Consider the following 21,212-nt stretch of genomic DNA (forward strand, 5'->3'; position numbering starts at 1 on the left):
GGGGGGAGGGTTGATGCGATCACGGGGCACACCGCATCGCCCGCTCCATCGAGGTGATCTCGGCGATCTCGGCGCGCTGCCGGGCGGACAGGGGCACGTCGGCCTGATCGTCGTACCGGCAGCCGGCATTGCCGAAGTTCCGGATCGCCTTGGCGGTCTTGAAGCAGTAGCCCGCCTCCTTGAAGATCATGTTCCGCTGATACCAGAACTCGTCGCAGGATTGCGCCAGGACGGGCGTCGCGCCGGCCAGCAGCATCAGGGCGGAGATCGCGGCTGTCTTCATGAATCACACCTGTTTCCGATGGATCGCGGCGGGGCAGGACGAGACGGCCTCCGCCCCGCTCGCGATCGAATCCAGCCGTCAGGCCCGCGCGGCCGCGTTTCCCGCCCGCGGCTTCTTCACCGCGTCGTTGTAGGGCGCGTTGTAGGCGCGGCGCACCGAGGCCCAGTAGGCCTCGCGCTCGCGGGCCGAGAGGCGGCCGAGCGCAGCGTTGAGCGCGGCCTCGCCGGCGGCTTCCAGCCCGCGCAGCTGGTCCGGGGTGACGTCGTGAACACTGGTCATGGTGGAGGGGTCCCGAGCCCGGTTGGGTTCGGCCGGCACCATGCCACAAGCGCGGCGGTTCCGCACGCCTGCGCTAGTCCCGCGAGAGCGTCGCCCTACAGCATTTTTCCGACGAGAGCCGCGGATCACGCCGAGCGGCGCACGGGGTCTGACGCGGTGGGCCGGCGCGACCGCCCCGTCGCCGGCTGCCATCAGCTTAACCCTTGGGGGCAAGCGCATGCCCGCGCGCTCAGCGCGCGCCGCTCCTCGACCCGGACAGGGCCGGGTTGCGGTCGGCGGCCCGGGCGGCGCTCGGCGGCAGGCCGTCGGCACCCTGCGGCTTGTTCCAGGCGGGGAGGGGTGTGGTGCCGGGCTTCGCGCCCTCGCGATGCTCCTTGCCCCAGCCGTAGCCCGCATTGACCCCGGCATAGAAGCCGGTGAAGTCCTCCGCCGCAGCCGGGCCGGAGAGGGCCCCCGCCAGGGCGAGACCGAGCAGGACGGTGCGCAAACGGAAAGGAGCGGTGGCCAGGGGCCACCGCTCCGTCCGTGTCGATCGATCACTCGTGCGACAGCGCACCGAGGATCAGTCCACGCTGATGCTCTGAGCCTCGCGGCCCTTCATGCCCTCGACCACGCCCATGGTGACGGGCTGGCCCTCGGCGAGGGACTCGAGACCGGCGCGGGCGAGCGCCGAGCGGTGGATGAAGACATCCTTGCCGCCGTCATTCACCGAGACGAAGCCGAAGCCCTTCGCGGGATCGTACCACTTCACGGTGCCGCTCATCTCGGTCGACGGACCGGAGGCGAAGCGGCCACCGCCGCCGCCGCGCTCGGGACGGTCGCCGAAGCCGCCACCACCGAAGCCGCCGGCACGCGGCGGACGGGGATCGCGACGGACCGGAGCCTCGGCCGTGCTGGTGTCCACGCTGGTGATGTTGGTCACCTGCGGGCCCTTCTGGCCCTGCGCGGTCTGGACGGTCAGGCGGGTGCCCGGCATCAGATCGGCATGACCGGCCGCCTCGACGGCGCGGATGTGGAGGAAGGCGTCGCCCGAGCCGTCGCCGAGCTCGACGAAGCCGAAGCCCTTCTCCTTGTTGAACCACTTGACCGTCGCGTCACGCTCCGGCCCCGAGGGGGCAGCGCCACGCGGTCCACCGCGGTCGAAGCCACCGCCGCCGCCGCCGAAGCCGCCGCCGCCGTAACCACCACCGCCGCCACCACCGTAGCCGCCGCCACCGCCACCATAGCCACCGCCGTAGCTGCTGCCCTGCGGCGCCTGGTCAGGCCACCGCGGCTCGCCACCACCCTCGTCGAAGCCGCGACGGCGCGGCTCCCTGAAATCACGACCACGTCCCATTAGAAGCTCGCCAAAACGTAAAAACCGCCGACCACCCTTGTACCCCGGTGCGCTCTGTGCCTGACAGCCGACGCCTCGAGATCGTTCCATTCCCGGCTGCGGTGACCAAGATGACCGCCACACTCCTGACGCAACTCAGACCGTACCGCAAGGCGGATCTGCCACGCGTGGCGATGACGGGGGTTACTTTCTCACGTCGCGCCGCGGATTGACAGCCCGATTCGGCATCTTTTCCCCGTGTCCATCGCGCATCACTGTGGCGTATGAGCACGGTCTCGCGCGCCCGCGAGCACGGGTCCGCGTGCCATCGATCCGGGTCCCAAGCCACAGCGTCGAAGGGATGAGGCGGAGATGCCGCCGGGACCCCACCATGGCCGCGATGCGTTGCCCGCCCAGCCTGTCACCCCGATCGCCGAGGTTCCGATGCCGGCCCCCTCCCTTCGCCCGTCGCGCCGTCACGCCGATCTCGGCCCCGACTTCTACGACGTCGTCGCGCCCGCCCGCTTCCCGGCCCACATCCTGCGCCACCGCAACCAGCCCTGGGCCGAGCGCGTCGGCTTAGGGGGGCTCACGGATGAGGAATGGATCGCGCATTTCGGCCGTTTCCAGCCCCTGCCCGGCAGCTTTCCCGAGCCGCTGGCCTTGCGCTACCACGGCCATCAGTTCCGCAGCTACAACCCGGAACTCGGCGACGGCCGCGGCTTCCTGTTCGCGCAACTCCACGACCTGCGGGACGGGCGCCTGCTCGATCTCGGCACGAAGGGCAGCGGCCAGACGCCGTGGTCGCGCACCGCCGACGGCCGCCTGACGCTCAAGGGCGGGGTGCGCGAGGTGCTGGCGACCACGATGCTGGAGGCGCTCGGCGTCGAGACCTCGAAGTCGTTCAGCCTGATCGAGACAGGGGAGGCGCTGGTCCGCGGCGACGAGCCGTCGCCGACTCGCTCCGCGGTGCTGGTGCGGCTCAGCCACTCGCATATCCGCATCGGCACGTTCCAACGCTTTCGCGCCTACGACGACCGCGACAACCTGCTCCGGCTCCTCGACCACACGATCCGCACCTACCGGCCGGACGTCTGGCGCGACGACCCGGCCGACCGGGCGGCGGCCTTCCTCGCGGATGTCTGCCGAAGGGCCGCCCGGATGGGCGCGCAGTGGATGGCGGCGGGCTTCGTCCACGGCGTGCTCAACACCGACAACATCAACGTGACCGGCGAGAGCTTCGATTACGGACCCTGGCGCTTCGCCCCCGTGAACGACCCGGCCTTCACCGCCGCCTATTTCGACGAATACGGCCTCTACGCCTTTGGGCGCCAGCCGGAGGCCCTGGGGTGGAACCTGGCGCGGCTCGCCGAGTGCCTGCTGCCGCTCTCCGACGAGGCGCGGCTGGGAAGCGCCATGGACGCCTACGGCCCGGCCCTGCAGGAGGCCTTCGCCGGGGCGATCCTGCGCCGCCTCGGCCTCGCGGTACCGGCGGACGAGGCTTCGGCGCACGCCCTCGTCGGCGCGTTCTGGGCCTTCCTGCAGCAGAGCCGGGCGCCGTTCGAGCAGGTCTTCTTCGACTGGTACGGGGGCTTGGCGAGCGAGGCGCGGGCCTCCCGCAGCCCGGCCGCGGCGCATTACGCCGGCGAGGGTTTCTCACGCGTGCGCTCGGCGCTCGGCGCCCTCTCGGCCGATCCGGCGACGCGGCTCGACCATCCGTACTTCGCGAGGGAGACGCCCTGCACGATGCTGATCGACGAGGTCGAGGCCCTGTGGGCGCCGATCGCGGCCGCCGACGACTGGTCGACCTACAACGCTAAACTCGCGGCAATCGGCGAGATGGCGCAGGCCTACGGCACGGAACCCGCGGCGCCCTGAGGCCGGGGGGCCGGGCTCCCTCGGGGCTCGGGCCCGCTCAGGCCGACGCCGCGAAACAGGTGCCGGCCGAGGGGATCCATGCGGTAGCCCGTCACCTCCCGCCGCGCGACGACGAACACCGCCGAATGGGCGATCGGCACCCACGGCACCTCGCGGGCGAAGATGGCTTGCGCCTGGACGTAGAGCGCGGCCCGGGCGGCCTGGTCGGGCAAGCGCCGGGCCCGGGTCACCAGCGCATCGAAGGCGGGGTCGCACCAGCGGGCGACGTTGCTGCCGCCGGGCCGGGCCGGGATGCAGCCGAGCAGCACGCCGAGGAAGTTGTCCGGGTCGCCGTTGTCGGCGGTCCAGCCGAAGAGCGCCATGGCCGGCACGCCGGCCAGCATCTTGGCCCGGTAGGCGCTCCACTCGTCGGTGAGGAGCCGCAGGCGCACGCCGATGCGGGCGAGGTCGGCCTGGATCATGTCGGCGACGCGCCGGCCGTTGGGATTGTAGGCCCGGCTCACTGGCGGGTACCACAATTCGGCCTCGAAGCCCGAGGGGAACCCCGCCTCGGCGAGCAGCTTCTGCGCCGCCGGCCTGTCGAGGGGTGGGTCCCGGAGCATCGGGTCGTGGCCCCAGAGGTTCGGCGGCAGCGGCGAACGGGCCGCCGTGCCGCCCGGGCCGTAGATCCCCTCGACGATCGCCGCCTTGTCGATCGCCATCGCGACGGCGCGGCGCACCCGCAGGTCGTCGAAGGGCGGTCTCAGCACGTTGAGGGCGAGGTAGCCGATGTTCAGCTCCTCCTCCCGCATCAGGGTCAAGGCCGGATCGGCCCGGATGGAATCGAGGTCGGACGGGTTGGGGAAGGGCATCAGGTGGCACTCGCCGGCCCGGACCTTGGCCAGCCGCACCGCCGCGTTGGGGGTGATCGAGAAGACCAGGCTGTCGATCGCCGGGCGCCCGCCCCAGTACTCCGGAAACACGCGGTAGCGGAGTGCGACGTCGGGCTGGAACGCCACGAAGCTGAACGGCCCGGTGCCGATCGGCTCGCGGTCGAAGCGCTCCTGCTCGCCGGCCGCCAGGAGCGTGGCGGCGTATTCCGCCGACTGGACCGCCCCGAGGGTCATGGCGATGTTCGGCAGGAAGGTGGCGTCGGCCTCGCGCAGGCGGATGCGCACCGTGCGGGGGTCGAGCGCCTCGACCGCCTCGATCAGCTCGGGCAGGCCGAGATCGCGGAAATACGCGTATTGCCCGCCGGAGACGGCGTGGAACGGGTGGTCCGTCCGCCATTGCCGGGTGATCGAGAACACCACATCCTCGGCAGCGAGCGGCCGGGTCGGCTTGAACCGGGCATTGTGGTGGAAGGCGACGCCGGGCCGCAAGGTGAAGGTGTAGTCGCGCCCGTCCGGCGAGATCGTCCAGGATTCGGCGAGGCTCGGGCGGATCGTGGTGGTGCCGGGCTCGAACGCTACCAGGGTGTCGAAGACCGGCCAGGCCGCGTCCATCCCGGTCGTCGTGGTGACGAGTTGCGGGTTGAGCGATTCGGGATTGCCCTCGGAGCAGAACACCAGGGTCCTGGCCGCGGCCGGCAGCGCGGCGAGGCAGAGGAGGGCGATCAGGAGGGCCGGTACGGCGCGAAGGCGCGCCGGGATCCACCCCGCGGCCCGGCCGCGCGTGCCGCCTCGTCGTGTCCTGCCCGGCATCGCTCCCCCGCCTTCCGCCCCGCGACGTTGGACCGGAGCGGCACCCGATCGCGGGCCGCCCCAAGCCCTTGCCCCCTCATCCCGGCCGAAGCGGTCCTCCGACCGTCGGACGATGTCCGCCGTGTCACTACACCACGGCAAGGAGAAAATCCCCATTCCGCGCGGCACCCTACTGCGCCGCCACGCGAGTCTCCGCGCCCGCCCGGGCGAAGGCCGGCACGGAGGCCGATTTGGCGAGGCGGGCCGGGAACTCGACCCGCACCACCGTGCCGCTGCCCTCCCAGCTCTCGACCGCGATGCGGCCCTGCAGCTGCCCGGTGACCAGGTTGTAGACGATGTGCATGCCCAGCCCCGAGCTGCCGCGGTGGCGGGCGGTGGTGAAGAACGGATCGAAGATCCGCTCCCGGTCCGCCGCCGCGATGCCGCGCCCGTCATCGCGCACCTCGAGGCGCACCCAGGCGCCCTCATGAGGAAGCGCGCCTTGCGGCGCCGCGACCTGCGACACCGCAACGACGATGCGCCCCGGCTGTCCGTCCGCGAAGGCGTGCACCACGGCGTTCTTGACCAGGTTGGTGATGACCTGGGCGAGTGCCCCCGGATGGGTGTCGACCTCGAACTCCCCGCCGTCGATCCCGTCCCGGGCCTCGGGCCCCTCCAGCTCGAGCCGGTGCCCGCCCCGGCGCAGGAGCGGCCCGAGGCTGCGCAGCAACTCCCCCAGCCACTCGCGCAAGGAGAAGCGGCGGTGCTCGTCGCTCACCCGGTCGACCGCGACCTGCTTGAAGCTGTGGACGAGGTCCGCCGCCCGGGCGAGGTTGGCGGTGAGCAGGTGCGAGCCCTCCTGCATCCGCTCGACGAAGTGGGACAGGCGCGAGCGCGAGAGCTGGCCGGTCTTCGCCACCTCGCCGAAATCCCGCGCCTCGTCGCGCACCAGGGTCGCGGTGGTGAGCGCGATGCCGAGCGGTGTGTTGATCTCGTGCGCCACCCCGGCGACGAGCTGGCCCAGCGAGGCGAGCTTCTCGGCCTGGATCAGGTCGGATTGGGTCTGGCGCAATTCGGCGAGCGTCCGGTCGGCCTCCTCCTTCGCCCGGCGCAGGGCGCGCTCGCGACGGCCGATCTCCTCGACGAACATCGCGGTGGCGCGCGCCATGTCGCCGAGCTCGTCGCGCCGGCGCCCGACCGCCTCGCCGACGTCGCCCCCTCCGAACTCCTTGCCCCCGAGCACGCGCCGGGACGGATCGGCGGCGAGCGCCAGCATGCTGCGCTGGAGCTGACGCAGCGGCCCGGTGATCGAGCGCGCCGCCGCGAGGCCGACCGTCGAGCCGACCACCAGGCCGGCGCCGGCGCCGACGAGCAGGAGGCGCAGGAGGAAGGTGCCGAGGCGGTCGGCATCGTCGATGAAGATCTCGTTGAGGCTGCGGGCGGTCTCGCCGATCACCGCGGCGAGGCCGTCCATCGCCGCGATGCCCTCGTTCTGCCGGCGCAGGCCCTCGACCGTGGTGCCGAGGCGCTCGCGCCAGCCGTCGATCGCGTCGATCATCTCGCCCTGGATCAGCGGCGAGATCGGCAGGGCGGCGGCGGTCTCGGACAGGCGCCGCCCGTCCTCCAGCATCGCCGCCGCCGCCGGCACGTCGCGCCGGCGCAGGGCCTCGGCGGTGCGCTGGCCGAGCTTGAGGGTCTCGAGGGCGATGTTCTGGGTCGCCTGCTCGGTTTCGTTGGCCTGCACCGCGTAGGAGAGAAGCTGCGTGACCTCGTCGTGAAGGGCGCGCTGGGCCGATCCGTCGATCTTGAGGATCCGCTCGCACCACTCGTCGAGGACGTTGACCGGGGAGGGGAGCGGCGCGTGCTCCGGCACCGTGCCGCCCGCGGCCAGGGGGCGCGGCTCCTCGGCCCCGCGCCAGGCCTCGTAGGCGGCGGTCAGGATCAGCAGCTCCTCCGCCTCGCGCTCCCGCCGGTCGCCCTTGAGCGCCGCCGCGAGGTCGCGGGCGGCGTTGCGCACCTGGACCATGGTGGACTGGACCATGGTGGACGGCACGCCGCCGGCGCTCGCCCCGGCAGCCGTCCCGGCGCCCTTGGCGGCCTCGATCTCGGCCTGGGCCACCAGGGTGCGCAACTCGTTGACGGCGCCGACCACGTCGCGGACCTGGCGCAGGGTGGCGGCCTTGTCGGTGAGGGAGACGACGAGGTCGGTGTTGGCGGCACGCTGGCGGTCGCGGGCCTGATCGGCGAGGCTCACCAGCGCGTCGGCGCGGGCGGCCATGTCGGCGATCAGCCCGTCGTTCTCCCGGGTGATCCGCACCAGGGCCTGCATCTGCTCGATTGAATCCCGCAGCGCATCGCGCGCCGCCTCGATGCGCGCGGCCTGGTCCGGCGTGCGGGCGTAGCGGCGCAGGTCGTCGAGGGAGCCGGCCGATTCGGCCGTCAGGCGGGCGAAGCGCTCGGCATGGTCGGTGCGCTCGGCCGGGCGCGCCGCCACGAACTCGTCGCGCACCGTCGTCGACAGGGTCAGGGTGCGGTAGATCGCGCCGGCCAGCACCGCGCCGTCGCGGGCCTTCCCGGCCTGGGCGAGCAGGAGCCAGCCCGCGAGCGCGATCAGCGCCGCGATGGCGATCGGCAGACCGCCGACCAGGAAGATCTTGTGGCCGACCCGCATCGTGGTCCCGTTCCGCCGCGGGTGCCGACTATGCATTATTTCTCAAGGTCTGCCAGCGTCCGAGGCCGGCCGGATCCAGGACGGTCCACCCGCCTCATCCCGGCATCGGCGTCCGCAGGGTCGTCCGGCCGCGGGTCCCGGAGGCCGGGCCAGGACCGCTTTTCATCGACCGGCGTTTCGTCGCCCGGCCCTCGGGAACCTGCCGCCTCGGCCAGGGGGCGAGGACCGGCGCCGCCGGACGGGCCGGAGTCAGGAGAGCCGGCCGGCAGCCGGTGCAGCGGCCCGGGCGCGCACCGAAGAGGGCGCGCAGCGCCTCCAGCCCGGCAGGATCGCCGGTGAGGAGCGCATCGAGGCGATCGGCGCTGAAATGCGGCATGACGGTCTCGCGGTCGGCGGCCTCGTCGCAGGGTGTCCGGCATCAGCCGACCGAGACCCGCCCGGGCATCCGGACGGGCGAGGCCGGGCGCAGCTCCTCGATCATCCGCACCGGCCGGCGCGGCGCGGCCCCCTGCGGGGCGCCCTCCGGCCGCAAGCAGGTCTCGGGCCGGAAGGGCCAGGCTGCCTCCGTGCAGGCGCGCCCGGCGGCCGGAGCCGCCGAGACCGGGAGCGCCCGGGGCATCTCGGCGGGCGCCTCCACGGCCATCTCGGCGGGGACCGCCTTGCGGGCGTCCTTAGCCAGGTGCGCGGCCGTCGTCTTCGTCATCTCGACGAAGCCGGCCGTCAGCATCGCGCTCATCAGAATCACCCGCGCCACGATCATCTTCGCCTCCTCGCAACCCGTTATGTCCCGGGCTCTTGTGGGAGGCGGTATAGGGGCGGTGCATGTCCGCGATTTTGCGTCCGAGTGCCAATTCGGCCCAGTCGGAGCGGATCGTGTTTCGTCGGCTGCTTGAGACGAAACATTCGGCGTTGCCGCGCGGGCAATAAAAATCCCCCTCTCCGGCGGGAGAGGGGGATGATTTCGTCGGCGATAGCTTGGTGCCGCCGCAGATCGAGAGCGAATCGATCGCCCCGGATCAATCGGTCATGAGCCGATCGGGCCGGATCACTCGGCCGGATGCTGCTCGGCGGTGAAGTGGCCGCACCAATCCTGGCCGGCGACGACCGGCCACAGGCCGTGGCCCTGCGGCTCCGGCTGGCTGACCGGCGGGTTGAAGCGGCACAGGCCCTGGTCGCCGGTGGCGGCGGCACCGTTGAGCTTGTGGTCGTCGAAGTAGCGGCAGCTGTTGCAGGCCGCGCCCTGGATGGTCGCCATCGTGGTCTCTCCCGTCCGGTGAGCCGTCGCCCGGCCCCGTCAGTTATTAATTAGAACAACTCAAAACTGGAGGCAAGGGGCATTCGAGGCAGGTGGCATTCAAGGCAGGGCGGCAGCGGGGAGGACCTCCGGGCCGCGGTCCCGCCATGGGGATCGCGGGGCTCGCGCCCGGCCTTCGGCCTGTCCTCCTGCTCCCCATCCTGCTGCCGGCACGAGCCGGACCACCGGCGCCCTCGCGTCCGGACTGCGTCCGCCGGGACGGCCGGCACACTTTTCATGACGGCGGACCTGCGAGCTGCGGCAGCGACACCGCTCGGGCGGCGGCTCCCATCCGTCGACGTCCCCAGGCGACGCCGATGCGGTCGCCCCGATTCGCGGGCCGCGTCAGCCCGACCGGGCGCCCCGAACGCACAGCGGAACCCGGATCGCCCCGGATGCGGCCGCTCCCGGACCGTTCGGGAGCACCGCAAGACCCCCCTGAATAATGCAGTCATATCAGCCCTCATGAGCCGATCTTTCATTGATAGTTCTCGTATTATTTGTCACTACTGATGAAAACAGACTTCATCGACCACATATCAATAAAATTACCATCCACATCAGAGCGTATTTTCACCGATTCTTCTATTTTGTTAGTGCATGACGGCGGCACGGATTATCGCTTAAAGCCCGTCTGTTAGCTCTTGAGAATTTTGTTAGAGCAAGAGCAACATCTAAGATGTGGCACAGTCACAATGTGGTGATTCTGCCACATTCTCCCGTCAAGGAGGCTTCTGAGGCTTGTTAGTGCTTGGATGAGATTGATCAACTCGGCGTCATGAAAGATTGTTCCGTCGCACCGCATGAAGTCAGGTGCGGTTCGGCCGAACCTGTGCGGCGGCCGAATCTTCGGGGGCATAAGAGGGACATGGTCTCGAGGCCGAAAAGGTCTTCGGAACAGAGTCGTTCACCCCTTTCGGGTCCGAAATCTTGGAGGTCTCCATGAAGCTCGTTAAGAGCCTTCTTCTCGGGTCGGCCGCTGGCCTGACCGTTGTTGCCGCTGCGCAAGCCGCCGATCTGCCGATCAAGAAGGCTGTGCCGGTCGAGTACGTCCGCGTCTGCTCGACCCACGGCGCCGGCTTCTTCTACATCCCGGGTACCGACACCTGCCTGCGCGTCTCCGGTCGCGCCCGGTTCCAGGCGACCTACCTGCAGAGCTACACCCGCGGCACCAACAACAACGGCGGTGACCTGACGGGCTACCAGGGCCTCGGCCGTCTGAACCTCGACGCCCGCACGGCGACCGGCTACGGCACCCTGCGCGCCTTCGTCCGCTTCGACCTGTCCTACGGCACCGGTCCGTTCCTCGCGTCCGGCACCGCCCGTAACGCCGGCACCGGCTTCCCGGCCTTCGGCGTCGACACGTTCGGCCGCGTGACCAACGGCGTCAGCCTCGACAAGGCGTTCATCCAGTTCGCCGGCTTCACCGCCGGTCGCGCCGCCTCGTTCTTCGACTTCTACGCCCACGACCTCGAGTTCATCGCGTCGTCGCTCGGCTCCGACATCTCCTCGACCAACCTGCTCGCCTACACGGCGACCTTCGGTCAGGGCTTCTCGGCGACGTTGTCGATGGAAGACCCGCTGCTGCGCAAGACCCCGATCTACGGCAGCGGCTCGGCCGGCGCCAACTTCACCGGCTACCAGATCTTCACCCCCGGCTCGGGCAACTTCACCCCGGTCCTCGGCACCAACGCCTTCGGCCAGCCGGTCATCGCCGATTACGACGTGATCCAGCGTCAGCGCCTGCCCGACTTCGTCGGCGCGCTCCGCTACGACGCCGCCTGGGGTTCGGCCCAGATCTCGGCCGCCGTGCACGAGATCAACGCCGCCAACGCCAACCAGGTGCGTTCGTTCGGTGGCTTCTCGACCGTCGGCGCCGTCGCTCCCCGCCCGAACAGCGAGTACGGCTGGGCCGTGCAGGGTGGTCTGAAGATCAACCTGCCCTTCATCGCCGCCGGCGACCTGCTCTACCTGCAGGGCTCTTACGGCGAGGGCGCCATCCGCTACACCGGCTACAACGCCTGGCTCGGCGGCTACACCAACTTCGCCACGCTCGCCGCCGGTACCTCGCTCGGCACCTCGCTGGTTGATGCGGTTATCAACCCGGTGAACGGCAAGGCCGACCTGTCGACCTCGTGGACCGTCGTCGCGTCCTACCTGCACTACTGGACCCCCGAGTGGCGTTCGGCGGTGTTCGGCAGCTACGGCGAGATGTCCTACGGCAAGGCCAGCCGCGCCAATCTCGGCCTCGTGAACCAGATCAGCGGCTTCGCCACCTCGTCGCTGCCGAGCCCGTTCGCTCCGGGCTACGCGTTCTCGAACCAGATCCGCGACACCAACCAGCTCATCGTCGGCGCCAACCTGATCTGGTCGCCGGTGCGTGATCTCGACATCGGTCTGGAGGGCAACTACGCCCGCCTCGCGACCCAGAGCGGCCGCGTGATCGACCAGAACAAGGCTCCGGGCCTGAGCGCGGCCAACGTCGCCAGCGTCGTGAACGGCGTGCCGTTCACCGCCGCCGGTGTCGCTCTGCCGACCACCAACGCCACGGACACGTTCCAGATCCGCATGCGCGTCCAGCGCGACTTCTAAGATCTCGGAAGTCCAGATATCGGGGGTCCCGGCGCGAGCCGGGGCCCCTTTTTCGTTGCCCAGGGATCGAGACAAGGAAAAAAGGCGCACTCGGGGAGTGCGCCTTGCAGGTGCCCTGGGTCTCGAAACTCAGGATGTCTTTTCCTATCAGCATTCGAAGATCACTTCAACTGTCAGACCTCATTTTTCATCGATCGTATCAATAAAAAATTCCACTCCGCCAAGCGCGAGCAATGTCAGGCTTCGAACTTCGACACCGGAGGCGGATAGGCGGGACGCGATCCGGCCGGCACGCGGCGGCGCCACGGCCGTTCCCGCATCGGCGGTCGCCAGCTCCTCACGGCCGGTGTTTCAGGCCCGCTGCTCCTTCAGGCGGCGGACGCAGCGGCTGTAATATTGCGGCCAGCGCGGCCCCTGTGCCGCCTTGTCGGGCGGCGTCAAGGCGCGCCACTCGGCGCCGCACCGACGCTGGCGCTCGCGGGCGGCGAGGCTGCGCGGGCTCGGCTCCCGGCGCGGCGCGACTTCCGGATCTGGGGCCGTCTGGCCGAGAACCGCAGCGGGCGCGGCGACGAGGAGAGCCGCCAGGCAGGCACGAAGGAGGGGAGAGGGCAGGCTCATCGGGAGGCTCGCGGCAGGCGCGCCGCCGGATCGGCCGGCGCGAGACCGACATTGCCACAGCCTGACGCAACGGCAAGGCGATTGGGCGGGGGGCTCGGGCGAGAACGACAGGCGGAGATTGCGGGCCGGGTCTCACCGATCCAGGCCGCGACACCGGTGCACGACCGGCGCGAGATCACCGGTTGAGACAACCTTCACCCTGTACAGGGCGGGCCCGGGCCTGTTTACCTCTCCGGAACGCCCGATGCGCGACGGACGCGCCCCGTCCCCGCCGTGCCAGAAGGACCAGCCGCATGTCGGCCGTGACGACGACGCCGATCGACCTCTACTACTGGACGACGCCGAACGGCTGGAAAGCCTCGATCATGCTCGAGGAATGCGGCCTGCCGTACCGCATGGTGCCGATCAACATCGGCAAGGGCGCGCAAGCAGCGCCCGACTTCCTGGCGGTGTCGCCGCACGGCAAGATACCGGTCATCGTCGATCCGGACGGGCCCGGCGGCACACCGATCACGGTGTTCGAGTCGAACGCGATCCTGCAATATCTCGGCCGCAAGACCGGCTTGTTCTACCCCGCCGAGGAGCGGGCGCGCATCGCGGTCGACATCTGGCTGTTCTGGCAAGCGGCGAATTTCGGGCCGGCCCTCGGCCAGACCCACCATTTCCGCATCTACGCCTCGGAGAAGATCCCCTACGCGATCGAGCGCTTCACCGCCATGACGACGAAGCTCTACGCCACGCTCGACGCGCAGCTCGGCCGCCATCCTCACGTCGCGGGCGAGGACTACACCATCGCCGACATCGCGATCCTGCCCTGGGCCAAGCTCTGGGAGCGCCAGGGCCAGGACATCGCCGCGTTCCCGAACGTCGCCGCCTGGATCGACCGGATGAAGGCCCGGCCGGGGGTCCTGCGCGGCTTCCGGCTCAAGCCGGACCCGGAGGAGGGGCCGGGTCCGGGCCGCTGATCCTGTTTCACCATCCACCACGTGGTGGATGGTGAAACAGGCGAATCAGTTCGCCGCGGGCTTCGCCTTCGCCGGCGCGGCGTGGGTCGGCACGGCCTGCGCGAACTCGTCGGGCGCCTTGGTCCAGGTCTGCGAGCCGCACAGGATCTTCAGCATGCAGCCCGAGATCGCGAGCTCGCTCGCGCTCGCGCGGTTGATCGAGACGTCGTAGAGCTTGCCTTCCTCGGCATTGTAGATCTGGCCCTTGTAGGCGCCGTCCTCGGGCTTCAGGCTGTCCATCAGGGTGAGGCCGATCACCGGGCGGGTGCGCTTCTTCGGGTCGGGATTCTTGATGTCGGTGCGGGGCTGGCCCTGGTCGTTGAGGGGCGTCTTCAGCCACACCACCTTGCCGCAGGCATGGGCGGCGCCCGGACCGCACTTCTCGATCTTGATCTTGGCCCGGCCGTCCTCGGTGAGCCAGGTTCCCGACGGATCGCTGGCGGGCGCCGCGGCGGCGGCACCGGCCGAGAGCAGGGAGGCGGCGAGGGTCGGGATCAGGATCGAGCGCATGCAGGAAGCTCCTGGCTGTCCGCGGCCCGCGCAGGGCGCCGGCGGCGGAAGGCTTGAGGGACGCCGCCGCGGGCGAACCGGGCAGCGTGGCCGAAAGGTCACGTTGGATTCAGCAAGCCCGATCTTTGGGGCGATTTTTCGGCCGTGTTGCGGCGCTGCCGCATCGGGCAGCGCGCCCGGCGCCGCCTTCGGCGCTTGAGGGAGGCGGGACCCACGGCTATAAGCCCGGCGCCGGACGTCCGCTCATGGACCCGGCGCGCGGGCGCTCGCGCCCGGCTTGAGAGCCGGACCTCCCGGGTTCGATCCTGCAAGGTGCCATCCTGCAAGGCTTGATCCTGAAAAGGTCCGGTGCCGCGCGGCATCCCACCGCCCACGCCACCGCTATTCTTTCGAACGGACGTCCCATGGCCACCGAGCGCACCTTCTCCATCCTGAAGCCCGACGCCACCGCCCGGAACCTCACCGGCGCGGTCAACGCCGTGATCGAGGAGGCGGGCCTGCGCATCGTCGCCCAGCGCCGCATCCGCATGTCCGATGCCCAGGCGAAGAAGTTCTACGAGGTCCATGCCGAGCGCCCGTTCTACGGCGAGCTCGTCGAGTTCATGACCTCGGGCCCGGTCGTGGTCCAGGTGCTCGAGGGCGAGAACGCCGTCGCCAAGTACCGCGAGGTGATGGGCGCCACCAACCCGGCCCAGGCCGCCGAGGGCACCATCCGTCAGAAGTTCGCGAAGTCGGTCGGCGAGAACACCGTGCACGGCTCCGACAGCCTCGAGAACGCCGGCATCGAGATCAAGCAGTTCTTCGACGACAAGGACATCGTCGGCTAACGGTTTCCCCGCCCGGGAAACGCCGATAGGCTGACAGCCCTCGCCGCCCCGCGGCGGGGGCTTTTTCGATGGGGGACGAAGCGGTGACGGCGCAGCCACGGATCGAGCGGACGACCTCCACCTGCCCGCACGACTGCCCGTCGGTCTGTGCCCTCGAGGTCGAGGTGATCGACGGCGCCACGATCGGCCGGGTGCGGGGTAATCCGCGCCACAGCTACACGGCGGGCGTCGTCTGCGCCAAGGTCGCGCGCTACGCCGAACGCATCCACCATCCCGACCGGCTGACTCAACCCCTCATCCGCACCGGCCCGAAGGGGTCGGGGGACTTCGCGCCGATCGGCTGGGACGAGGCGCTCGACCGCGTGGCGGAGGCGTTCCGCGAGGCCGAGGCCGCGCACGGGCCGGAAGCGGTCTGGCCGTACTACTATGCCGGCACGATGGGGCTGGTGATGCGCGACGGCATCAACCGCCTGCGCCACGCCAAGGGCTATTCGGGCCAGTACTCGACCATCTGCACCACGCTCGCCTGGTCGGGCTACATCGCCGGGACCGGCCGCCTCGGCGGCGTCGATCCGCGCGAGATCGCCGAGAGCGACTGCGTGGTGATCTGGGGTACCAACCCGGTGCACACCCAGGTCAACTTGATGACCCACGTCCAGGCCGCCCGCAAGAACCGCGGCGCCAAGGTGGTCGTGGTCGACATCTACGACAACCCGACCATGCGCCAAGCCGACCTCGCCCTGCTCCTGCGGCCGGGCACCGACGGGGCGCTCGCCTGCGCGGTGATGCACGTGCTGTTCCGCGATGGCTTCGCCGACCGCGACTACATGGCCCGCTTCACCGACTGCCCGGAGGAGTTGGAGGCGCATCTGAAGAGCCGCGATCCCGCATGGGCCGCGGCGATCACCGGCCTGACCGTCGAGGAGATCGAGCGCTTCGCCCACCTCGTGGGGAGGACGAAGAACACCTTCTTCCGCCTCGGCTACGGCTTCGCCCGCAGCCGCAACGGTGCGGCCAACATGCACGCCGCGCTCTGCATCCCGGCGGTGACCGGCGCCTGGCAGCATCGCGGCGGCGGCGCCTTCCACTCGAACAGCGGCGTGTTCGGCCTCAACAAGCGCCTGATCGAGGGGCTCGACGTCGTCCGCCCCGGCACCCGCATGCTCGACCAGTCGCAGATCGGCCGGGTGCTCACCGGCGACCGGCAAGCCCTGCGCCACGGCCCGCCGGTGACCGCGATGCTGATCCAGAACACCAACCCGGTCTCGGTCGCCCCCGAGCAGGAACTGGTGAAGCAGGGCTTCGCCCGCGAGGACCTGTTCGTCTGCGTCCACGAGCAGTTCATGACCGAGACCGCCCGCATGGCCGATCTCGTCCTGCCCGCCACGATGTTCCTGGAGCACGACGATCTCTATACTGGCGGCGGCCAGCAGCACATCCAGCTCGGCCTGAAGCGCATCGCGCCGCCGGCCCTCTGCCGCTCGAACCACGAGGTGATCGTGGCGCTCGCTCAGCGCCTCGGCGCCGAGCATCCGGGCTTCGCCATGAGCCCGCGCGAGCTGATCGACGCCACCCTCCAGGCCTCGCGCCGCGGCAGCCTGGCGGAGATGGAGGAGGAGGGCTTCCTCGACGTGCAGCCCGCCTTCGACCGCGCCCACTTCCTCGACGGCTTCGCCTATCCGGACCGGCGCTTCCGCTTCAAGCCGGACTGGGCGAGCGTGCCGGTCGCCAAGGACGGGCCGCGCGGGCCCATGATGCCACCGCTCCCCGACCATTGGGAGGCGCCGCTCATGAGCGCGACGCCCGACCACCCGTTCCGCCTCGCCACCAGCCCGGCGCGCAACTTCCTCAATTCGAGCTTCACCGAGACCCCGACCTCGCTCGCCAAGGAGCGCCACCCGACGGTGATGATCCACCCGGAGGATGCCGGGCCGCTCGGTATCGGGGAGGGCGCCTGGGTGCGCCTGTCGAACGAGCGCGGCGCCGTGACGCTCAGGGCGACGCTGTTTCCCGGCCTGCGCCGCGGGGTGCTGATCGCCGAGTCGATCTGGCCCAACGACGCCTATCCGGACGGGCGCGGCATCAACACCCTGACGGGGGCCGACGCGCCGGCCCCGTTCGGCGGCGCCGCGTTCCACGACAACCATGTCGCCATCGAAGCCTTGGCACTCGCGGCCCTGCCGCAATAGCGGACTTTCCCTCTCGGTGTGGCCCGCCCGCCCTTGTGCGGGCGGGGAGTTTCGGCGTCCAACGGTCGAGCTTGACGACAAGCAGCCCAACGGACCTCATTTCCCATGCGTCTCCGCACCTTCCTCGCCGCCGGCTTCCTCGCGCTCGGCGCCGGCTTCTTCGCGCTGGGCGCCCCCTCGGCCCTCGCCGGCGCCTCCTCGTCGCAGCTCGAGGCCTACCAGCCCGATCCGTCGCTGCGCAGCGCGCCGACCTCGGAGCTCGAGACCCGGGTGCGCCGCGCCTGCGCCGTCGTCCAGGCCCGGATGCAGAACGCCGCCGAGACCAGCTTCGAGCGCCCCTGCGGCTGCTACGCCCGCACCACCCTGCGCGCCCTCGACGCCGCCGAGATCCAGGCCTACCGCACCACCGGCTACTTCAACGATTCGGCCCGCGCCAAAGCGCTGGGTGCCATCGACAGCTGCAAGCTGCAGCGGCCGGTCTGAAGCGGAAAAACGCGTCCGACCGTCAAGCTCACATCGATTCCATCCACGACCTCATCCTGAGGTGCGAGCGTCAGCGAGCCTCGAAGGAGGCCTCCAGAAATCACCGAGATTTCTGGAGGCCTCCTTCGAGGCTGCTGCGCAGCACCTCAGGATGAGGTTGAGGGTGGGAGTGAATGAATTTCGGATGTCTGCGCTCGAACATCCGCCGCTCTCCTACAATCTTGCCCGCGCACTGCGCGGCGTCGACAGCAGCAGGTGCGTCTCCGAGGTGGTCACGCCCGGCACGAGGCGCACCCGCCGCAGCATCTCGTCCAGCTCCGGCAGGCTGCCGGCGGCGACCTCCACGACGATGTCCCAGGTGCCGACCGTGGTGTGGACCGCGGTGATCTCGGCAAAACCCTTGAGCGCGTCGATCACGTCACCGGTCTTGCGCCCCTCGACCGCGACGAGGGTGATCGCCCGCACCGCTGCCGGCATCGCGTCGGCGCGCAGCACCACCGTGTAGCCGACGATCTCGCCGTCGCGCTCGAGCCGGTCGAGCCGCGCCCGCACGGTGGCGCGCGACACCTTCAGCAGCACCGCGAGTTCCGAGACCGGGCGCCGGCAATCGTGCCGCAGCAGGGTGATGAGGCTCTGGTCGAGGGCATCCATGTCGACACTCTGCGCAATGGCGCTTGCCAGGCTGCGCGATCCGGCTGGAAAATCGACCAGCTTCCCGTGTTCAGAGTGACGCGGACGCGCGCTACCGTCGAGCCTGTTCGGGAGAAGGGAGCGGGCGGGTGGCGGCAAGACATCGGGTGGCGGACAGACATCCTGAGAGATGCGTCCTGGTCGGAGCGCCGGTGCAGTCGGGCACCGACCGGCTCGGCTGCGACATGGGGCCGAGCGCCTACCGGGCAGCGGGCCTCGCCGAGGCGATCCGCGACCTCGGCTTGCCCGTCGAGGATGCCGGCGCGGTCGCGCCGCTCCCCTTCGAGTCTCCGCCGCATCCGAACCGGGCGATCCGCCACCTCACCGAGACGGCGGGCTGGACGCTGGCGCTGACCGAAGCCGCCTTCCGGCACAGCGCCGAGGCGCGGCCGATCTTCCTCGGCGGCGACCACAGCCTCTCGGCCGGCACCGTGGCGGGCATGGCGCGGCGCGCGGACATCGAAGGACGACCGCTGTTTCTGCTCTGGCTCGACGCGCACGCCGACCTCCACACCCTCGACACGACGACGAGCGGCAACCTGCACGGCGTGCCGCTGGCCTACCTCACCGAGCGGCCGGGGTTTTCCGGCTATTTCCCGCCACTGGAAGCCGCGCTCGATCCGGCCCGGATCTGCATGTTCGGCCTGCGCAGCGTCGATCCGGCGGAACGCGGGGCGCTGGCCGAGAGCGGCGCCCGGGTCCACGACATGCGCGACATCGACGAGACCGGGATCGTCGCCCCCTTGCGCGACTTCCTGCGCGAGGTCGCAGCTGCCGACGGCCTGCTCCATGTCAGCCTCGACGTCGATTTCCTCGATCCCGGCATCGCCCCGGGTGTCGGCACCACGGTGCCGGGCGGAGCCACCTTCCGGGAGGCGCACCTGATCATGGAGCTGCTGCACGATTCCGGCCTGGTGCGGAGCCTCGACCTCGTCGAGCTCAACCCCTTCCTCGACGAGCGCGGCCGCACCGCCCTGCTGATGACCGACCTCGCCGCCAGCCTCTTCGGCCGCCGCATCCTCGACCGACCGACCCGGAGCTTCTAGATGCCGGCCCTCAACGTCGTCCCCTTCGTCAGCGTCGACAACATGATGCGCCTCATCCACGCGGTCGGCATCGAAGCGCTGCTCGCCCGCCTCGCCGCCGCCATCGCGGCGGACTTTTCCCGCTGGGATGCCTTCCACAAGACACCCCGGATCGCCGCCCACAGCGCCGACGGCGTCATCGAGCTGATGCCGACGAGCGACGGTCACACCTACGGCTTCAAATACGTCAACGGCCATCCGAAGAACGCCGCCGGCGGGCGCCAGACCGTCACCGCCTTCGGGGTGCTGGCCGATGTCGGCAACGGCTATCCGGTGCTGATCACCGAGATGACCCTTCTCACCGCTCTTCGCACGGCTGCCACCTCGGCGCTGGCCGCGAAAGCCCTCGCGCGGCCGGAGTCGCGCACCATGGCGCTGATCGGCAACGGCGCCCAGGCCGAGTTCCAGGCCCTGGCCTTCCGGGCGCTCCTCGGCGTCGACCGTCTGCGCCTCCACGACATCGACCCGGCGGCAACCGCCAAGTGCCTGCGCAACCTCGCGCGCTTCGGCTTCGACCTCACCGCCTGCGCCAGCGCCGCAGAGGCGGTGCGCGGCGCCGACATCGTCACCACCGTGACGGCGGACAAGCGCAACGCCGTGATCCTCGGCGACAACCTGGTCGGGGAGGGGATGCACATCAACGCCGTCGGCGGCGACTGCCCGGGCAAGACCGAGCTGGCGCCGGAGGCCTTGCGCCGCGCCGCCCTCTTCGTCGAGTACGAGCCGCAGACCCGCATCGAGGGCGAGATCCAGCAGCTGGCGCCGGACCATCCGGTGACCGAGCTGTGGCGCGTCCTGGCGGGGGAGGCGCCCGGCCGCACCGACGCGCGCCAGGTCACGGTGTTCGACTCCGTCGGCTTCGCGATCGAGGACTTTTCCGCGCTGCGCACCGTGCGCGACCTCCTGGCCGAGCACCCCTACTACGAGGATCTCGACCTCTTGGCCGATCCGGACGATCCGCGCGACCTCTTCGGCATGCTGCTGCGGGCGGAGCCGCCGCGCCTCGTCGCCTGACGCGTCCTTCAGGGCATCGTCGACCCGCGGATCCGGACGGCCGAAGATCCATCGCTCGCGCCTCGGAGCCTGTTCGAGGTCGTCGACCGACCTGCCATCCTCCGGCGTCATCCCGGGGCCGCGAAAGCGGAACCCGGGATCCATGACCGGTGATGGCTCAGGATGAGGCGGAACGCTCGCCGCCGGGTTCTGCATCGCCAGCGGTTATGGATCCCGGGTTCCCGCCAAGGCTCACCCCGGGATGACGCGGAGGGTGGGATCTCGACTGACGCCACATCTCGAACGGGACGAGTTTAACGTCCTTCATCTTCGATACAGGATGGATTGTGCGCTGCCGTCCGTGGCCCTCGAAGCGTTCCCATTCGCACCTTCGCGGAGATCGCAGTCGCCGTCCGGCATCGCCGGAATCGACGCCGAGAGCAGGATTGTTCCTCGACGGCGCTTCTCTCGGTCAAGACACTCTCCGGGAGTGTCTTGACGCAATCATGCCGTCCTGCCGCAGTGGCCACAGGGCCTTCGCCGGTCCGTCATGCACAGGCCTTCCCCAACGAAAATACCTACGCATTTTCCTTGGTCGCTGCGTAAGGCTCTGTCGGCGATCCACTTTCCGGAAGCGCTTTGGTTAATGACCCGTCAAGTGTTCGCTCGCACGTCTCGACACGTTTTGGAACATCTGGCATCTCAAGACTGCGAACGGGACGCGACACCGGCCCCGGACTTGAGGACAGCCCCGATGAAGACCCTCGACCTGAAGACCCTCGGTACCATCGCTGGCGGCACGATCTGCGCTCCGGCCTGCCCGCCGTGCCCCCCGGCTCC

At 70.2% G+C, this 21,212-nt stretch carries 20 protein-coding genes; 8 read left to right on the top strand and 12 right to left on the bottom strand.

Going from position 1 to position 21,212, the window contains the following annotated elements:
• Window positions 1-19: 19 nt before the first annotated feature.
• The 4 genes from ABZT49_RS01360 to ABZT49_RS01375 form a co-directional block, all read right to left on the bottom strand.
• A complete protein-coding gene (locus ABZT49_RS01360) occupies window positions 20-283 on the bottom strand; it encodes a YARHG domain-containing protein (protein ID WP_407943420.1) in 264 nt (87 codons plus the stop codon).
• A 78-nt stretch (window positions 284-361) separates the two neighbouring features.
• Window positions 362-562 (bottom strand): hypothetical protein, encoded by a 201-nt coding sequence (locus ABZT49_RS01365; RefSeq protein ID WP_355282026.1) that lies wholly within the window; start codon window positions 560-562, stop codon window positions 362-364.
• A gap of 229 nt (window positions 563-791) precedes the next feature.
• Complete coding sequence (locus tag ABZT49_RS01370; RefSeq protein ID WP_355282029.1) at window positions 792-1,049, bottom strand: hypothetical protein; 258 nt, start codon at window positions 1,047-1,049, stop codon at window positions 792-794.
• 75 nt (window positions 1,050-1,124) lie between these two features.
• Window positions 1,125-1,898 (bottom strand): cold shock domain-containing protein, encoded by a 774-nt coding sequence (locus ABZT49_RS01375; RefSeq protein ID WP_355282032.1) that lies wholly within the window; start codon window positions 1,896-1,898, stop codon window positions 1,125-1,127.
• A 423-nt stretch (window positions 1,899-2,321) separates the two neighbouring features.
• Between ABZT49_RS01375 and ABZT49_RS01380 the strand changes: the two genes are divergently transcribed.
• Window positions 2,322-3,755, top strand: a complete 1,434-nt coding sequence (locus ABZT49_RS01380; protein WP_355282035.1) for a protein adenylyltransferase SelO — start codon at window positions 2,322-2,324, stop codon at window positions 3,753-3,755.
• Here ABZT49_RS01380 and ABZT49_RS01385 read toward each other — a convergent pair.
• From ABZT49_RS01385 to ABZT49_RS01405, 5 genes are all read right to left on the bottom strand, one after another.
• Window positions 3,728-5,437, bottom strand: a complete 1,710-nt coding sequence (locus tag ABZT49_RS01385) for an ABC transporter substrate-binding protein (protein WP_355282037.1) — start codon at window positions 5,435-5,437, stop codon at window positions 3,728-3,730. The genes ABZT49_RS01380 and ABZT49_RS01385 overlap by 28 nt on opposite strands.
• Before the next feature lie 169 nt (window positions 5,438-5,606).
• Window positions 5,607-8,087: an ATP-binding protein gene (locus ABZT49_RS01390; RefSeq protein WP_355282040.1), complete on the bottom strand. Its 2,481-nt coding sequence runs from the start codon at window positions 8,085-8,087 to the stop codon at window positions 5,607-5,609.
• Window positions 8,088-8,181: 94 nt separating this feature from the next.
• Window positions 8,182-8,463 carry a hypothetical protein gene (locus ABZT49_RS01395; RefSeq protein WP_355282043.1) on the bottom strand — a complete coding sequence of 94 codons (282 nt, stop codon included), beginning with the start codon at window positions 8,461-8,463 and terminating at the stop codon, window positions 8,182-8,184.
• A 42-nt stretch (window positions 8,464-8,505) separates the two neighbouring features.
• Window positions 8,506-8,841 carry a hypothetical protein gene (locus ABZT49_RS01400; protein WP_407943421.1) on the bottom strand — a complete coding sequence of 112 codons (336 nt, stop codon included), beginning with the start codon at window positions 8,839-8,841 and terminating at the stop codon, window positions 8,506-8,508.
• 291 nt (window positions 8,842-9,132) lie between these two features.
• Window positions 9,133-9,342, bottom strand: a complete 210-nt coding sequence (locus ABZT49_RS01405; protein ID WP_355282048.1) for a hypothetical protein — start codon at window positions 9,340-9,342, stop codon at window positions 9,133-9,135.
• 981 nt (window positions 9,343-10,323) lie between these two features.
• Between ABZT49_RS01405 and ABZT49_RS01410 the strand changes: the two genes are divergently transcribed.
• On the top strand, window positions 10,324-11,973 hold the full coding sequence (locus tag ABZT49_RS01410; protein WP_355282050.1) for a porin: 1,650 nt from the start codon (window positions 10,324-10,326) through the stop codon (window positions 11,971-11,973).
• 351 nt (window positions 11,974-12,324) lie between these two features.
• Here the strand turns inward: ABZT49_RS01410 and ABZT49_RS01415 are convergent, their stop codons facing one another.
• The gene (locus tag ABZT49_RS01415) at window positions 12,325-12,591 is read right to left on the bottom strand and encodes a hypothetical protein (RefSeq protein ID WP_355282052.1); all 267 of its coding nucleotides are present in this window, start codon (window positions 12,589-12,591) and stop codon (window positions 12,325-12,327) included.
• Between the two features lie 293 nt (window positions 12,592-12,884).
• Here ABZT49_RS01415 and ABZT49_RS01420 point away from each other — a divergent pair, with 293 nt between their 5' ends.
• Entirely contained in the window at window positions 12,885-13,556 is a 672-nt protein-coding gene (locus tag ABZT49_RS01420) for a glutathione S-transferase N-terminal domain-containing protein (RefSeq protein ID WP_355282055.1), read from the top strand.
• A 45-nt stretch (window positions 13,557-13,601) separates the two neighbouring features.
• On the opposite strand, the gene ABZT49_RS01425 is transcribed toward ABZT49_RS01420, so the two are convergent.
• A complete protein-coding gene (locus tag ABZT49_RS01425) occupies window positions 13,602-14,105 on the bottom strand; it encodes a DUF2147 domain-containing protein (RefSeq protein ID WP_355282058.1) in 504 nt (167 codons plus the stop codon).
• A gap of 404 nt (window positions 14,106-14,509) precedes the next feature.
• On the opposite strand from ABZT49_RS01425, the gene ndk reads away from it, so the two are divergent.
• From ndk to ABZT49_RS01440, 3 genes are all read left to right on the top strand, one after another.
• On the top strand, window positions 14,510-14,932 hold the full coding sequence (gene ndk / locus ABZT49_RS01430; protein ID WP_048429253.1) for a nucleoside-diphosphate kinase: 423 nt from the start codon (window positions 14,510-14,512) through the stop codon (window positions 14,930-14,932).
• A 68-nt stretch (window positions 14,933-15,000) separates the two neighbouring features.
• Window positions 15,001-17,121 carry a molybdopterin-dependent oxidoreductase gene (locus ABZT49_RS01435; protein WP_407943422.1) on the top strand — a complete coding sequence of 707 codons (2,121 nt, stop codon included), beginning with the start codon at window positions 15,001-15,003 and terminating at the stop codon, window positions 17,119-17,121.
• Between the two features lie 105 nt (window positions 17,122-17,226).
• The gene (locus ABZT49_RS01440; protein ID WP_355282065.1) at window positions 17,227-17,604 is read left to right on the top strand and encodes a hypothetical protein; all 378 of its coding nucleotides are present in this window, start codon (window positions 17,227-17,229) and stop codon (window positions 17,602-17,604) included.
• A 213-nt stretch (window positions 17,605-17,817) separates the two neighbouring features.
• Here ABZT49_RS01440 and ABZT49_RS01445 read toward each other — a convergent pair whose 3' ends face one another.
• Window positions 17,818-18,255, bottom strand: coding sequence for an Lrp/AsnC family transcriptional regulator (locus tag ABZT49_RS01445; RefSeq protein WP_355282067.1), 438 nt, complete (start codon window positions 18,253-18,255; stop codon window positions 17,818-17,820).
• Window positions 18,256-18,401: 146 nt separating this feature from the next.
• On the opposite strand from ABZT49_RS01445, the gene rocF reads away from it, so the two are divergent.
• Both rocF and ABZT49_RS01455 read left to right on the top strand, forming a co-directional pair.
• A complete protein-coding gene (gene rocF / locus ABZT49_RS01450; protein ID WP_355282069.1) occupies window positions 18,402-19,340 on the top strand; it encodes an arginase in 939 nt (312 codons plus the stop codon).
• A complete protein-coding gene (locus tag ABZT49_RS01455) occupies window positions 19,341-20,393 on the top strand; it encodes an ornithine cyclodeaminase (protein ID WP_355282071.1) in 1,053 nt (350 codons plus the stop codon).
• Window positions 20,394-21,212 lie beyond the last annotated feature (819 nt).

Origin of the sequence: Methylobacterium sp. EM32 (assembly GCF_040593685.1) — a bacterium.
In the GTDB taxonomy this organism is placed as follows: Bacteria; Pseudomonadota; Alphaproteobacteria; order Rhizobiales; family Beijerinckiaceae; genus Methylobacterium.

Bases quoted from the DNA above. Each gene is read 5' to 3' on its own strand.
- ABZT49_RS01440 (WP_355282065.1), top strand. From the start codon at position 17,227: ATGCGTCTCCGCACCTTCCTCGCCGCCGGCTTCCTCGCGCTCGGCGCC.
- ABZT49_RS01385 (WP_355282037.1), bottom strand. From the start codon at position 5,437: ATGCCGGGCAGGACACGACGAGGCGGCACGCGCGGCCGGGCCGCGGGG.
- ndk (WP_048429253.1), top strand. From the start codon at position 14,510: ATGGCCACCGAGCGCACCTTCTCCATCCTGAAGCCCGACGCCACCGCC.
- ABZT49_RS01410 (WP_355282050.1), top strand. From the start codon at position 10,324: ATGAAGCTCGTTAAGAGCCTTCTTCTCGGGTCGGCCGCTGGCCTGACC.
- ABZT49_RS01365 (WP_355282026.1), bottom strand. From the start codon at position 562: ATGACCAGTGTTCACGACGTCACCCCGGACCAGCTGCGCGGGCTGGAA.
- ABZT49_RS01360 (WP_407943420.1), bottom strand. From the start codon at position 283: ATGAAGACAGCCGCGATCTCCGCCCTGATGCTGCTGGCCGGCGCGACG.
- ABZT49_RS01420 (WP_355282055.1), top strand. From the start codon at position 12,885: ATGTCGGCCGTGACGACGACGCCGATCGACCTCTACTACTGGACGACG.
- ABZT49_RS01415 (WP_355282052.1), bottom strand. From the start codon at position 12,591: ATGAGCCTGCCCTCTCCCCTCCTTCGTGCCTGCCTGGCGGCTCTCCTC.
- ABZT49_RS01405 (WP_355282048.1), bottom strand. From the start codon at position 9,342: ATGGCGACCATCCAGGGCGCGGCCTGCAACAGCTGCCGCTACTTCGAC.
- ABZT49_RS01380 (WP_355282035.1), top strand. From the start codon at position 2,322: ATGCCGGCCCCCTCCCTTCGCCCGTCGCGCCGTCACGCCGATCTCGGC.
- ABZT49_RS01395 (WP_355282043.1), bottom strand. From the start codon at position 8,463: ATGCCGCATTTCAGCGCCGATCGCCTCGATGCGCTCCTCACCGGCGAT.
- ABZT49_RS01425 (WP_355282058.1), bottom strand. From the start codon at position 14,105: ATGCGCTCGATCCTGATCCCGACCCTCGCCGCCTCCCTGCTCTCGGCC.
- ABZT49_RS01435 (WP_407943422.1), top strand. From the start codon at position 15,001: ATGGGGGACGAAGCGGTGACGGCGCAGCCACGGATCGAGCGGACGACC.
- ABZT49_RS01375 (WP_355282032.1), bottom strand. From the start codon at position 1,898: ATGGGACGTGGTCGTGATTTCAGGGAGCCGCGCCGTCGCGGCTTCGAC.
- ABZT49_RS01445 (WP_355282067.1), bottom strand. From the start codon at position 18,255: ATGGATGCCCTCGACCAGAGCCTCATCACCCTGCTGCGGCACGATTGC.
- ABZT49_RS01390 (WP_355282040.1), bottom strand. From the start codon at position 8,087: ATGCGGGTCGGCCACAAGATCTTCCTGGTCGGCGGTCTGCCGATCGCC.
- ABZT49_RS01455 (WP_355282071.1), top strand. From the start codon at position 19,341: ATGCCGGCCCTCAACGTCGTCCCCTTCGTCAGCGTCGACAACATGATG.